13 protein-coding genes and 1 tRNA gene are annotated in these 13,212 nt (G+C 50.7%); 5 read left to right on the top strand and 9 right to left on the bottom strand.

All coding sequences use genetic code 11. The features are described 5' to 3' along the window. Positions 1-9 precede the first annotated feature (9 nt). Together ACLQMU_RS11935 and ACLQMU_RS11930 are read left to right on the top strand one after the other, a co-directional pair. Positions 10-810, top strand: coding sequence for a hypothetical protein (locus ACLQMU_RS11935; protein ID WP_422149138.1), 801 nt, complete (start codon positions 10-12; stop codon positions 808-810). Positions 811-938: 128 nt separating this feature from the next. Next, positions 939-1,010: transfer RNA gene (locus ACLQMU_RS11930), tRNA-Arg, on the top strand. 337 nt (positions 1,011-1,347) lie between these two features. On the opposite strand, the gene ACLQMU_RS11925 is transcribed toward ACLQMU_RS11930, so the two are convergent. The 6 genes from ACLQMU_RS11925 to hxlB form a co-directional block, all read right to left on the bottom strand. Next, positions 1,348-1,830: a hypothetical protein gene (locus tag ACLQMU_RS11925; protein ID WP_422149139.1), complete on the bottom strand. Its 483-nt coding sequence runs from the start codon at positions 1,828-1,830 to the stop codon at positions 1,348-1,350. Between the two features lie 6 nt (positions 1,831-1,836). Next, positions 1,837-1,989, bottom strand: coding sequence for a hypothetical protein (locus tag ACLQMU_RS11920; RefSeq protein WP_422149140.1), 153 nt, complete (start codon positions 1,987-1,989; stop codon positions 1,837-1,839). Between the two features lie 128 nt (positions 1,990-2,117). Then, positions 2,118-2,264, bottom strand: coding sequence for a hypothetical protein (locus tag ACLQMU_RS11915; RefSeq protein WP_443673722.1), 147 nt, complete (start codon positions 2,262-2,264; stop codon positions 2,118-2,120). 846 nt (positions 2,265-3,110) lie between these two features. Then, entirely contained in the window at positions 3,111-4,148 is a 1,038-nt protein-coding gene (locus ACLQMU_RS11910) for a M42 family metallopeptidase (protein ID WP_424039965.1), read from the bottom strand. A 1-nt stretch (position 4,149) separates the two neighbouring features. After that, the gene (locus tag ACLQMU_RS11905) at positions 4,150-5,256 is read right to left on the bottom strand and encodes a pyridoxal phosphate-dependent aminotransferase (protein ID WP_424039963.1); all 1,107 of its coding nucleotides are present in this window, start codon (positions 5,254-5,256) and stop codon (positions 4,150-4,152) included. Positions 5,257-5,278: 22 nt separating this feature from the next. After that, positions 5,279-5,878, bottom strand: coding sequence for a 6-phospho-3-hexuloisomerase (gene hxlB / locus ACLQMU_RS11900; protein ID WP_424039961.1), 600 nt, complete (start codon positions 5,876-5,878; stop codon positions 5,279-5,281). A gap of 238 nt (positions 5,879-6,116) precedes the next feature. Here hxlB and ACLQMU_RS11895 point away from each other — a divergent pair, with 238 nt between their 5' ends. After that, positions 6,117-6,734, top strand: a complete 618-nt coding sequence (locus ACLQMU_RS11895) for a flavodoxin family protein (RefSeq protein WP_424039960.1) — start codon at positions 6,117-6,119, stop codon at positions 6,732-6,734. 176 nt (positions 6,735-6,910) lie between these two features. Here ACLQMU_RS11895 and ACLQMU_RS11890 read toward each other — a convergent pair whose 3' ends face one another. From ACLQMU_RS11890 to ACLQMU_RS11880, 3 genes are all read right to left on the bottom strand, one after another. After that, positions 6,911-7,222: a hypothetical protein gene (locus ACLQMU_RS11890; protein ID WP_422149109.1), complete on the bottom strand. Its 312-nt coding sequence runs from the start codon at positions 7,220-7,222 to the stop codon at positions 6,911-6,913. Positions 7,223-7,311: 89 nt separating this feature from the next. After that, entirely contained in the window at positions 7,312-8,826 is a 1,515-nt protein-coding gene (locus tag ACLQMU_RS11885; protein ID WP_422149110.1) for an MBL fold metallo-hydrolase, read from the bottom strand. Between the two features lie 115 nt (positions 8,827-8,941). After that, positions 8,942-10,051, bottom strand: a complete 1,110-nt coding sequence (locus ACLQMU_RS11880) for a PEGA domain-containing protein (RefSeq protein ID WP_424039957.1) — start codon at positions 10,049-10,051, stop codon at positions 8,942-8,944. Between the two features lie 161 nt (positions 10,052-10,212). Between ACLQMU_RS11880 and acsB the strand changes: the two genes are divergently transcribed. Both acsB and ACLQMU_RS11870 read left to right on the top strand, forming a co-directional pair. Then, positions 10,213-12,258 (top strand): acetyl-CoA decarbonylase/synthase complex subunit alpha/beta, encoded by a 2,046-nt coding sequence (gene acsB / locus ACLQMU_RS11875; RefSeq protein ID WP_424039955.1) that lies wholly within the window; start codon positions 10,213-10,215, stop codon positions 12,256-12,258. An 8-nt stretch (positions 12,259-12,266) separates the two neighbouring features. After that, positions 12,267-13,211, top strand: a complete 945-nt coding sequence (locus tag ACLQMU_RS11870; protein WP_443673721.1) for an acetyl-CoA decarbonylase/synthase complex subunit delta — start codon at positions 12,267-12,269, stop codon at positions 13,209-13,211. Position 13,212 lies beyond the last annotated feature (1 nt).

Below are 13,212 nucleotides of genomic sequence, written 5' to 3'. Positions count from 1 at the left end.
ACATCAATAATGACAAAGCAGATCTGTTTGGTGGCTCTGGCATTGATCACCGTCCTGGCGCTCCTGGCGGCCGGGTGTATTACGCCACCTAAAGGAACTACAACCTCACAAGCATCATCAGCATCCGGCAGCAGCCAGGTCACCGAGACAAACTCTCAGGAAACAACTGCACCCCCGGCATATGTGACAGAGGTTACGCCTTTTACGACAAATAATCCCGGTGCCCAGGCATCTAATCCGGCATATACCATGTATGCGACGCCTACACCGATTCCTGCAGACCTGTCCTGCCTTATCTACCTCAATACGCAGTATTATTCCTATAATACGACCGCGGTCTCGTTCGACCTGAAAAATCCCCCGATGTATATCAACTATACGGTGATTCCCACCAACATTACCGTCACTAAGTATGTTAAGTCAATGCAGGGCGCCAATAACTGGATAACCTTGCAGTACTCGGATTATGCCCCGTATTCATGGTTTGAGATCACCGTCAGAAACAAGACTACGGGAGAGGTCTATCTTCAGGACGGCTTTGGCCAGGCACAGGGAATGAGTGTTTACACCAGCGCAACCCTGGGGCCCATCCTCAATTCCGATGATCTCCAGGTTGAGATGAAAGGGGAGGATATCACGGCAACGACCGGTATCTGGGTAAAGCCGGTGGGCAATTTTGATGATCCCGGGAACCAGACATTTGCCGAATGTAAATACTGGAGCGTACATCCGCAGAATTACCTGTCGGCTCCGACAGCAACCGCAACTCCTACATGGACGCCGGTAAATGTGCAGACACCCAGTTATTAAGAAACTCCTTCTCTTTTACCGGCCACAGAACTTCTGCAATCCCGATACCCTCAACAGGAACTTTTTTTTCGGTGAGATATTTAAGCGATGAAAACGATGTAAGTAAGGCAGGCACCCATAAAACACAAGTCCCGGTAGGGTAGTGGACATCCTAGAAGCCTGCGGAGCTTTTGACCCGGGTTCAAATCCCGGCCGGGGCGTAAAACTTTTCAAGTCCAAGTCTTTTCTCAAAAGATTATTCTATTAAACAAACACTTTTCCCACTCACAATCGATTGTGGTTTATTTGATTTCTCTTTCAGAGTGTTGAAAAGGAGTTTCAACCCTGATTTCGCTGACTTTTTTCGTTAAGTTTTACTTATAATCCATAAACGCGCATTGTCTCATTGTTTTTTCAAAAACAGAGTGCCGCGCGTAAATACTATTGACGGATAAACAAAAAGGGTTCACGGTATGAGGGCTGAATTTTCCTCTCTTATCGAACAATCTTTCTATATATCCGGATTGCGGTATGATTTAACGGGATTGGTTGTAATTATTAACAAACTCCCCATATTTTTAGCAAATATCCACCTAACAACCCTAATAAAAAACCGAGAATAATCCCAGCTACTGCGATCAAGATATTAAATTTTTCAACTCCGAGTTTATCCAGAACAATTGCCGCAATATCGTATAATTCGGCATTTATGTCGATATACTTCTCAATGTCTAAATCGTCTTTATCATTTGTGTCTAAAAGATGTATAATCCTACTTTGTTCGTCTGCAAATGTTTGGCCCCTGGTTTTCCTCTCACTAATTTTACAATTAATTCTTTCTGCAAAGTTTTGATTAATTCGTTGATAACTTTCTCTCACAATTGAATAAAAAAGAGATTCATCCTCATCGGAAAAAATTCCACTGACTTGAACTTTTGTTTTTAATTGTTCGACTTGAAAATTTATATCTTCGAATTCTTCTTCTTCTTTTGAGTGAAGGTATAAACCGTGCCAAAAAAGGAAATCATCATATGTTGGCATAAAAATCTAATGACAAACTGCCGACAATTCTGCTTTTCTTGGTTTTACGATATAATATCCGACATTGGGTTTACGATATATTTTCTCTCCAACACTTCTGTTAGCATTTGCTTCTTCCCATGTTGGATAATAGTTTTCTTCATCTTCAGATTGCGCCATCTATCCCATCTCCGTTGCTGCATGTCATCAGAACATTATGTTCTCATAACACAATGTTATACACACTTCTCTCTGTATCATTGTATAAATAACTCATCATCACACCACCTTAGTGTCTCCTCTATCAGCTATGGTTTTTTAAGCCGTTTTGTAACTTTTGCACTCCTTTTTGGTATCCCGGTTTGATATCCTATAAATGTGATATCCTCGGGTTTTTTGGGAGTATCCTCGACATGCTTGCGTTTGACTTTGATTGAAATCTCATCTTCTGACATATTTGTATCATATATAAATGGACTATTTTAATGTAGCTCAACTGACGAAAATGGCTTTCATTTCAAAAATGACGCTGTGACTTATTCTATATGAGCCTAGAACTCCCTTCTTGTAATTCAATCCGTTTCCTTCGTTCAATCAACAATTTCCGTAGGGCTTCATTCTTCTGCGGATTCCAATTCAGAAGGAATTGTTCCATAACTACTAAAGAGATTTCAGAAACCGATGTATTGAGATCAGCATTGACCTGCTCAATCCCAACAATCTGTTTGTGAACCTCCAATGGAGCACGAACCCCAATGGTTTTCATCTGGTTAACAATGTTCACGATTCAATTCACCGTCCGATTCCATACTTTGTTCAAACTACTCTCAAAGTGCCTGTTTTCAATGCAAAACTCACACATCATTTCACGTCGTAGCGTGCAGTTTTGACCATTATATCAAGTAAAGGGGCGGGCGCGAGCGCCCACCCACGGGCGGCCTGCGGCCGCATGTCCTCATCCTCACGACCGAACCCTTACTCGGATCGCACTGCGAGACCCGCACGGGCTCGGAACCGGAGGGTTGCGGAATGCGATGACCTCCAACCTCCGTGATGGCAGGATGTCATCATCGACAATCTGCACATCCCCGATCTGTTCCAATGCCCCGGGCGAACATCTTTTTCCGGTTAAATCTTCTCTCAAAAGATTATGCCATTGTGGATTCCGGTGCGTCTGGAGCAGATATGTACATTATCCCGGAATGAAAAATTTGCCATCTGGTAGAGATGCACCGGCACCGACGAGAGGTGGAGTATAATAAACACGTAATCAAACGGGACAAAAAAAGAATATCAAAAAATTACAGCCCGGGTTTTGTTTTGAGGGCCGCGACCAGCAGGTTTACCCCGCCCTCAATATCCCGGATGTCCAGCACTTCGACCGGTGAGTGAATGTACCGGGTTGGCGGGCTGATCGTGGTGCTCGGGACACCCCCGCGGGACAGGTGAATGGATGTCGCATCGGTCGTGCCTCCTGTTCCCACCTCAAACTGCACCGGAATATCGTGGGATTCGGCAGTATCCTTCAGCCACTGGACAACCTTGCGGCTTGCGATCAGGCCCCTCCCGCTGCTGTCGACAATCGTAATGACCGGCCCTTTTCCCATCTCGACTGCCGCGTCTTTCATATCGATGCCCGGGTGATCGCCGGGAATGGTAACGTCGGTGGCAATGGCCCAGTCAGGATCGATGGTAAACGCACTGGTTTTTGCCCCCTTAAGACCGACTTCCTCCTGGACGGTAAAGACCGCGTAAACAGTAAACGGGGATTTCATCTTCTGCATGGTCTTGATCAGCATCGCAACACCGGCCCGGTTGTCAAAAGCTTTCCCGGTTACCCGGTTGTTGGTCAGCTCGGTAAACTCCCGGTCGATGGTAATGGGCGTCCCGATCTCAATGCCGAGTTCCTCGACTTCGTCCCTGTTCTGCGCCCCGACATCGATAAACATGTCATCGGGCTTTACGCCTTTCTTGCGCTCCTCTTCATCCATCATGTGCGGCGGTTTCCCGCCGATGACACCGATACGGTCGCCTTTTGTCCCGTGGACAATTACGCGCTGGTTGTAGAGGGTCGGGGCATACCAGCCGCCAAGCGTGATGAACCTGATGAAACCCTTGTCATCGATGTACTTTACCATGAGCCCGATCTCGTCCATGTGGGCTGCAAGCATCACTTTTGACTTGTTCCCGTGCTTGACGGCAATGAGGTTCCCCATGGGGTCTTCGGTTATCTCGTCAACATATCCTTTGAGTTCCTTTTTTATTACGGCAAATACGCTGCTTTCACTGCCCGATACCCCGTGGGCATTGGATAATTTTCGTAAAAGTTCCTTTACCATGTTAATCTCCTGTTGCCTTTTTGATCCTATCAAGAGCTCTCTTGAGATTATCGCGGGACGCGGCATAACTCAGACGGGCGTAGTCCGGTGCATTCGTCCCGAACGCCGAACCCGGCGTGAGAATCACACCGGTATTGAGAATTTTCTGCACGAGCGCGGGCTTCATCGGTACGAAAGCATAAAATGCACCTTCCGGCACCGGGAATGAGAAACCAAGTGCAGAAAGACCTTCACAGAACAGGTCGCGGCGTGCCCGGTATTCATCGCGCATCAGCCGTACCGGCGCCTGGTCCCCGGTGTAGGCTGCAAGCGCCGCATACTGCGAGATCGATGTCGCACAGGCCTGGCAGTACTGGTGCACCTTGAGGCACTGGCCGACAATCTCGGGGGATGCTGCAAGATACCCGAGTCTCCATCCTGTCATTGCGTAAGTCTTGCTTGCAGCATTGATCGTGATGACATTGTCACCAAACCGGGCGGCACTCCAGTGCTTCTTCCCGTAGATGAAATGCTCGTAGACTTCATCGCTGACGATAGTTACTCCTGCGTCGTTCGCATATTCGACCAGCGCCTTGATCGATTCCCTGCTCTCGACAGCACCGGTCGGGTTCGCCGGGGAATTGAGGACAAAGAGGCGGGAGCCGTCCATGAGTTCCTGGGCCTGTCCTATATCGATGTGGAACGTTTCATCAAGCGGAACGCCGACCGGCCGGCCACCGGCCAACGTTGCGAGGGCTGCATAGGAAACAAAGCCCGGGTCGGCGCAGAGTACGCGATCGCCTTCGCTCACCAGCGCCTGCATGACAATATGCAGCGCCTCGCTTGCGCCGGCAGTGACGATGATCTGGTCGGGAGTATAAGACACCTCGTTTTCTTTCCCGAACTTTGCGCTTATCGCATCCCGTAGTTCGGGAATCCCCGTGTTCGCGGTGTAGCCGGTCTTTCCTGCCCGGATCGCGGCGATGGCAGCGTCTTTGATGTGCTGCGGCGTGTCAAAATCCGGCTGTCCGAGCCCGAGGTTTATCGAGTCCGGACCTGCCGCTTCAAAGATCTTTCGTATCCCGGAAATTTCCAGTCCTTTCACCCGGGATGAGAACTGTTCTTTCACTCTTTTTCCTCCATTCCAGAGATCATTCGATATTTGCATGCCGGTCCTTGAGTGCGGATTCATCGGTCTTGGTAATTTCCATGAGCCGTGAGATCACAGCGTCAGAGAAGATCATCGAGGCTGTTTCAAAGAGCGTCCCCAGTGGTGCAAATGATTTGTGATCCCCAAGCATCTGGCGGATCTCAAACTCCGCCGCATCATCGTCAGTAGCATCCCGCTGGAGTTCTATAATGACCCTGCAATCGGCAATTTTGCCTATCCGGGAGTCGGCATTCGACGTGATCAGGGAGATATGCGCCCCTATATCCTTACCGGTTTCCGCGAGATCTGCAATCGTCTTTGTCTTGCCCGACCCCGAAAAGATCACAATAAGATCGCCCTTCTGGAGGGCCGGCGTGATTGTCTCGCCGACAACGTACGACGGGAGACCAAGGTGCATAAGGCGCATGGCAAACCCTTTTGCGACGAGCCCCGACCGTCCTGCACCCATCACATAAATTCGCCGTGCATGCAGGATCTCGGCAATAAACCGGTCTACATCCGTATCAGAGAGTGATGCAGCGATTGCCCGGATCTTTGATGCCATCAGCTGCATCATTTCCTGAACCCTGTGGTTTTCCATTCTTCTCGTAAGAATGATGCTATCCCATAGTAGATGAGAATTTCGTACCTGGCCGGTTGCTGGCGGCCTGCTTGTCCACCCTTGGTGGATCCAGCGGCAGAACCCGGCGCTGTTTCGGAAATACGATTGACTTTTTTCTGGCATTACCCGGATCGCGAAACGACCGGCCAACAAGCGGGCACCTCAACATCGTACCTATACAAAACTATAAGGTCTCTGTCTCCTCTCACTCTTTCGTATGCCAAAGATCATCGGGGTTCTGGGGAGCCCGCTTGCGGAAGGCAACACGGCCATGCTGCTCGATAAGGCCATGGAGGGAGCAAAGGCAGCCGGCTGTGAAGTTGAGCTTATCGATGTCATCAGCTTAGATATCCAGAGCTGCCAGGAAATTTATTATTGTAAGGATCATGACACCTGCATCCTGAATGATGATATGATCCCGATCTATCCGAAGTTTGTGGCACTTGACAGCCTGATCCTCGCCACACCTGTCATGACGATGGGGATCCCGGGGCACCTCAAATCGTTCATCGACCGGTTCCAGGTCTTTTACATGGCCAAGTACTTCCGGAACCAGCCCCTTGTCCCTGCGGATCTCAAAGCGAGAAGAAAGAGTCTCTTCATCGGCATCGCCGGAATGGATATTCCCGGAGTATTCAACGGAACAAAACAGACGACAAAGGCGTTCTTTGACATCATCGACAGCCCGTACCATGACGAACTCCTCATCGGCGGCATGGACAGAATCAAAGACATAACGACGCGGCCGGACCTCCTCAATGATGCCTATAAGAAGGGATTTGCCCTTGGCGCCCTGCTTACCACGACCGGGCCCCCTTCAATAACGCGAAGGTAAATCCATCCGTGGCAGCCAGTCATTAAATATTCAGACAATATGAGCCGAAATTCTTCTTTTGCAAGCGTTACGATCCTTCCCTGGCCATCAGTTTATCGACGCGCCGTTTAATTTTGGTTTCGAATTTCAACGTTAGTAAGCATGCATTCAGGAGGATCCCATGACATTTCGCGTTTCTATCGGGGTTTATCCGTCCGGCAGGCAGCGCCGGCAGTCTCGATCCCCACCATGGCGAGCGGAATATGAATGTCGGAAATATCAGTCGTGCAGTTGATGTGCGGATCGATGGTCACAGTCGATTTTTTCGAGCTGCTGATCATCGTATCGACCGGAAATTGGGCGCCGGGATTGGTCGTGATATTGAAACAGGTTCCGGCCTCGTTTGCGGTTGAACAGATCGACCGCCCCGGCGTCTCCCCGGTCCCGTGAAGGGCCTGGTCCCTGCCTGATGGATACCCTGGGGCGTGCCGGACCAAGTCAATTTCCAAAATTCCCATCAAAATATCTGACAATGAATTGTGTATTTCTTTTAAAAAATTGAATTCTCCAATGTTTTTCTGCAGATTTTTTTTTATTTTTACGGGTTTGTCACGCTGTACCGTGTTATCTCACCAAGAGGCGCCAGTTTCCCTTGTTCCAGCACCGAGACTGCGCCATGTCCGCCGCAGATGCGGCAGCGTTTCTCCATCGGGACAAGGTTCTGATCTGTTTTTGCCGCAAGTCCGATAAGTGCCCTGCGCTCTTTATGTGCGAGATCGCTGTCGACATTCACCGATGTAACAAGGAAATCAGCCAGGGAATTATAGGCCGCCCGCTCCGGTATGAGGCTGGAAAAATTAATGACGGCATCGGCGGTGAACAACAGCCCCTCTGACTCCGAATATAAGTAGATCTGCCCGAACGTATGACCGCCCAGTCCTTCGAGCACTTCCAGTTCGAGATCGCCAAGACAGACCGTCCCAAGGACCGGGAAGATGCTGCGGGATTCCGCACCGGCCTCTGGAAAGCAGGTGCTGTCTTTTGAAGGATTAAACTGCGAAAAGAGGTTGATCATCTTGGTGTAGAATGCCTCAAGGACGGAACGCTCGCTCCGCGAACCGTATGCCCGGTTGTTCGTTTTTATGATATCCCGGGTCCCTCTGTGCATGAGGGCGCAGGCCGGGAAAAATCCCCCTGCGCCGCAGTGATCCGCATCCGCATGCGAGATGACCAGCTGGCCGAACCGGCGTTCATCGCCAAGCCCGTAATGCGAAAACATCGCCATGACATCGTTGTGATAGATACCATAGCCGGTATCTATCATCAGGTTCTCTTCACCCGTTGTGAGGACATAAACGTTCCCCCCGCAGGGCATCTGGAAACAGAAAAGGCTTACCCGGGGTGTGACAGCAATCCTCTGTACGTCGGCATAAAAATTCCTGCCTGTTGTGGCACGCAGTGTCCGTCCCGTCAAAAGCACGCTGTCAAAGACCTGCCGGGGATTATTTCCCCGGTTCATCAGTTCCTGGGCGATATGATTGGTGTCTGCCAGGAAAGAAAGCAGGAATGTATTTTCAGATTCTCCGATCAGTTCCCGTATCTCCTGTGCCAACCGAACGTAGAAGACGGTATCATCGAGATGTTTTCCCGTGGTATCGTACTCGAGGATCTCGATCCGGTACCGTGATTTCAGCCGATCGAGCAGTTGTTCAACAGCCGCCGGATCTTCCAGGTTCAGGCTGACGGTCAGCCGATCCGGGTGCCGTCCGGCGTCATCAAAATCAATAAACCCGATATTTGCACCGGACTCTGTCGTATAATTCAGGAACCGGCTGAGTGAACCGGCCGTATGGGGGAGATGAACGGAAAACTTAAGAAAACTCTGCGGTTTTAAGGATGTCTGGAGGTACCCGATGGCTGCAAGATCATCCGTGATCCTCTCATAATTGTCTGCGGATGCGGTAACCTCATAAAAGACCGTACAGGGATCAATCCTCCGATCATACTGGATGCGGTTGATATTGCCCTCATATTTTTTGATAACACCGGCCGCCCGTTCAAGAGAACCGGGTTCATCCGGCATATGTGCGATAAATCCAAATTTTTTTACCATTACATGCCTCATGTGCAGGATTAAAATTAGTCCTTGTTTTCATTATAGATTACGGTAATAAAAAAGAAATAAAAAATCCGGTGCAGGCTTCTCGCCGGCACCCGGATAACAACGGTTATTGTTTTCTCTGCCGTACGGCCAGGAACAGGGCCGTTCCTCCGATACAGCCTGCGATTGTGGTCAGCGGTGAAAGCGGGAGGCCGAACGGTGCCTTCACCAGTTCCGGTGCGATTTCCCTTGTCTTTCCCCCGGCAACGACAACATCGATCGAAACGGACAGGTACCCGGGATATTTGATACTTACCGTGTGTGTTCCGGGCGTCACTGCGTTCAGTATCAGGGGTGTTTTTCCTGCCATTGCTGAATCGAGATATACGGATGCACCTGCTGGCGTCGATGAAATGTCAAGAATGCCGGTATCCTGCGAAACTCCAGGTGTCACTTGCGGGGCAACCGGGATCCCGGTGTTGTTTGCCACAGGGAGAACGACTGTTGTTGTACTGGCAGTTTCTGCGATGGTCCCATTTGCATTGGTTGCCGTAACTACCAGTGTTTTTGCAAGACTGTTCGATATTGACGGGCTGCTGATCGTGACGGCATATGGGCCGGGCTGCATATCTACATGAAACCCGTAATTGAAGTATCCGTCAGCACTGATAGGCGCGTTAAACGTGTGTACCGGGTTCCCCGAGGTGTCAAGCACATTGATGTCAATATTGTCGGCTGCGGTTTTCACTCTTCCCGATATCTGGACATAATCGTCAGGCGCCGCCGGATTGGGCGACAATGCCACATAAAAGTCCGGTTTTATGAGGTAAACGGAAATGGAAGCCGTATTCCGGGGATTACTGAGATCGAAGACCGTGAACGTATACCGTGAAGTAGACAGGTTGTTGATACCTACAGCCTGTGTGGAATCCCAGATGTATGTCCATGTTCCCGATGCACGCGAAGCTATCGTGTTTCCGGTTCCCGGTACCCCGGTCAGGTTATACGGGGGGACCCCTTCGTGCGGCAGGCCGGGGCCGGTAATTGTTATCACCGTGGTATTTCCTACCGTGTTCTTCCCGTCAAATATGATACTGTCGCCAAGGTAGTAGTCACCGGCTCCCCGGTATGTAATGGATATGGTTCCATTCTGTGCATACGCCGGAAGGATACATATTGTCAGGACCGCCAGAAAAAAGACTATAGAAAAGATTTTTCGAATTTTACAGGAATGCATCTTTTTCCCTCACCTTAAAGAGAATATCGTCATGAAGGAATAAATATTGTTTCCGTATTTTTTTTAATCTCTCAAAATTACCCGCATACCTGAATAAAAACTGTTGCAGGAAAATTGCATCAATAACGAAACTATATGTATGGCTGCGCAGTAACCCATAAATGGAGAGGATATATGTGATCGACGTTATGCTGGCAAAAAAAAACGGAAATGAACAGCTTAAAAATAAAATATCCTCAATATCACGGGAATTTGTCTATGAGGAAACGGCCTATCACCTTCCGGTGTCGTTTGCCCTGACGGGTATCGCGGTACATGATCAAAAATCTGCTGCGGATGTCTTTACCCGGACGGACAATAATCCGCTGGTTGCAGCAGAATGCCTGCTTGCGGCGGCAACTGCAGCGGAGGGAAAGGAGCCTGCCCCGTACACGGGATTTATCAGCGATACCGTAATCCGGAAACTCGGCTATTCACTTGTTGACGGGAGCATCCTCGGTCTTGCCCTTATTGTCGGGACCCCTAAAAGCGCGGGAACTGCTTCAGCCATCTGCCGCGAGCTCCAGGAAAAATATATGCTTACGTTCCTTGCCGGGGGGGTCATCCCGTCTCTCTCTTCTTCCGGTGTGAAACTCGGCCTTGATTACCGACTCATTCCCCTCGGCTCGAAACCCCTGCACAGCGTTTATTTTGTCGATATTATTGCACGGGTCGCGATGATGTTCGGGGGCGTATCCCCGGGCGATACCCACCGCCTGCTTGCCTATGCGGCAGAAAGGGCAAAAGCGATTGTCGTCGTTTTCCCCGGCCTGTCTGATGAAGATGTTGCATTTATCGACGGCATGCGTGTGCTGGGATTCCCGATCCTCTCGCTCGATGATTATGAAGGCGGGGACTGGATACCTTCCACACCTGATGAAATCGTCCGCACGGGTATGGATATGAAAGGGATCAGGGTCACGGTGACCGCAATTCCCATACCAATGGGATGTTCTCCCGCGTTTGAAGGCAAGAGTATACGAAAAGAGGAGATGCAGGTTGAGTTCGGCGGGGGCCGCTCACCCGCATTCGAACTCCTGCGGATGCGAAATCCCGGCGAGATCGAAGACGGGAAGGTAACCGTCATCGGGCCGGAGATCGGTTCCATGAAGGAAGGTGCGGCATATCCTCTCGGCATTCTTGTTGAGGTTGCCGGTAAGGCGATGAAAAAGGATTACGAGCCGGTCCTCGAACGCCGGATCCACAATTTTATCAATTACGGCGAGGGATCATGGCATGTTGCCCAACGGGATCTCATCTGGGTGAGGATATCAAAGGAAGCGTTTGCAAAAGGGGTGAAAATCGAGCACCTGGGAAAACTCCTTGCAAGCAAATTCCGGATGGATTTTCCCCAGCTCCTCGATGCGGTAGCCGTGACACTTGTTACCGACGAGCAAAAGGTGCTTGCAGGAAAAACTGAAGCGGAAAAAATTTACCGGGAGCGCGATGCCCGCATCAAGGGGATGCGCGATTTCGAAGTGGACACATATTATTCCTGCACGCTCTGCCAGACATTCGCCCCCAACCATGTCTGCATAATCACACCCGAACGGCCTGCCCTCTGCGGGGCGATCAGCTGGCTTGACGGAAAGATCGCATACGAGATGTCGCCTTCGGGTGCAAACCAGCCGGTCGAAAAAGGGGCCCTTATCAATGCCCAGAACGGTGAGTTTGAGGGGGTGAACCGGTTCGTGAAAAAAGCCAGCCATGGGGAGATCGAACGCTGCTCGCTGTACAGCGTGATGGAGTTCCCGATGACCTGCTGCGGGTGCTTCGAGGCAATAGCCCTGATGCTTCCCGAGGTCAACGGGATCATGATTGTCAACCGGGAATATAAGGGCATGACCCCCTCGGGAATGACATTCTCGACCCTGGCTGGTACTATCGGCGGGGGCGCCCAGACCCCGGGATTTGCCGGGATATCGAAAAATTATATCCTCTCGGACCGCTTCCTGCAGGGTGAAGGGGGAATTGAGCGTCTTGTCTGGATGCCCTCGCAGCTCAAAGAGGAACTGAAGCCCCGGCTCGTCGCCCTGCTTGCAGCGAGGGGGCATCCTGACCTCTTTGACAAGATAGCCGATGAAAATACGGCACCAACCATTGAAGACCTGACTGCATTTCTTGCCCGTGTCGGCCACCCGGCACTTGCGATGAAACCCCTGATGTGAGGCGAAGCATGGAACCCGACCTTCGTTTTGGCTGGACCGGCACGGTGGGAGAAGTCATCCTTGGCGCAACCCGTTCTGAGGGTGGGACCCGGTCACGTTCCTACCGGATCGGCGGCGGCACCACGCTCCCGTTTATGGAAAAAGAGGTGGCCTCTCCTTCACCCCTTATCGCTTTCGAAATCTGTGATGATCCACAGTACTGGTCGCCGATTGTAAATGATTTCTGCGGAGAGCTTATTCACGATCCCGGTGCATGGGCAAAGACCGCGGAAACAACCTATGGGGCAGATCTGGTCAGGCTCTGCCTTACGAGCACCAAACGGCGGGATTTTTCCGAAATTTCAGAACTGGGAAAAACGGTCGAGACCATTCTTGCATCGACTACCCTGCCACTTGTCATCGAAGGGAGCAACGAACCGAAGATCGACAGCGAGGTATTCCAGAAATGCGGCGAGACCGGGCAGAATGAGCGCCTGCTGCTCGGTACCGCAGAGGCGGGACGATACCGGAGTATCGCTGCTGCGGCCCTTGCGTACAATCATGCGATCATCGCACAGTCCCCCATCGATATTAACCTCGCAAAGCAGCTCAATATCCTCTTGAAGGAGATCGGTGTCCAGAAAGATCACATCGTCATCGACCCCTATACCGGTGCACTCGGTTACGGGTTCGAGTATTCGTATTCGGCAATGGAACGGATCCGTTTCTCTGCACTCAAGGGCGATGCGGATCTCGCGATGCCGATGATCTGCGCTCCTTCGGATTCGCTTACGATAAAAGAGGTACGTGAAGCTGAGGGAACTGACAGGAATGCTATTGCGGTGGAGTGGGAATTTGCAACAAGTCTTGCGGCTGCCGTCGCCGGAGCTGAGATCATATGCGTCCGCCACCCGGACACGGTCGGAAGGCTGAAGGCTGCCATTACCAGCCTCAAAGCACGGACGGGGGTGTGAA

It is taken from the genome of Methanoregula sp. (genome assembly GCF_052325125.1).
Classification (GTDB): domain Archaea; phylum Halobacteriota; class Methanomicrobia; order Methanomicrobiales; family Methanospirillaceae; genus Methanoregula.
The sequence above is the reverse complement of the archived record's forward strand: the minus strand, read 5'-3'. Positions and strand labels throughout refer to the sequence as shown.

Excerpts from the sequence above, each read along its gene's own strand:
- ACLQMU_RS11935 (WP_422149138.1), top strand. The coding sequence starts at position 10 with ATGACAAAGCAGATCTGTTTGGTGGCTCTGGCATTGATCACCGTCCTG.
- ACLQMU_RS11925 (WP_422149139.1), bottom strand. The coding sequence starts at position 1,830 with ATGCCAACATATGATGATTTCCTTTTTTGGCACGGTTTATACCTTCAC.
- ACLQMU_RS11920 (WP_422149140.1), bottom strand. The coding sequence starts at position 1,989 with ATGGCGCAATCTGAAGATGAAGAAAACTATTATCCAACATGGGAAGAA.
- ACLQMU_RS11915 (WP_443673722.1), bottom strand. The coding sequence starts at position 2,264 with ATGTCAGAAGATGAGATTTCAATCAAAGTCAAACGCAAGCATGTCGAG.
- ACLQMU_RS11910 (WP_424039965.1), bottom strand. The coding sequence starts at position 4,148 with ATGGTAAAGGAACTTTTACGAAAATTATCCAATGCCCACGGGGTATCG.
- hxlB (WP_424039961.1), bottom strand. The coding sequence starts at position 5,878 with ATGGAAAACCACAGGGTTCAGGAAATGATGCAGCTGATGGCATCAAAG.
- ACLQMU_RS11895 (WP_424039960.1), top strand. The coding sequence starts at position 6,117 with ATGCCAAAGATCATCGGGGTTCTGGGGAGCCCGCTTGCGGAAGGCAAC.
- ACLQMU_RS11885 (WP_422149110.1), bottom strand. The coding sequence starts at position 8,826 with ATGGTAAAAAAATTTGGATTTATCGCACATATGCCGGATGAACCCGGT.
- ACLQMU_RS11880 (WP_424039957.1), bottom strand. The coding sequence starts at position 10,051 with ATGCATTCCTGTAAAATTCGAAAAATCTTTTCTATAGTCTTTTTTCTG.
- acsB (WP_424039955.1), top strand. The coding sequence starts at position 10,213 with ATGGAGAGGATATATGTGATCGACGTTATGCTGGCAAAAAAAAACGGA.
- ACLQMU_RS11870 (WP_443673721.1), top strand. The coding sequence starts at position 12,267 with ATGGAACCCGACCTTCGTTTTGGCTGGACCGGCACGGTGGGAGAAGTC.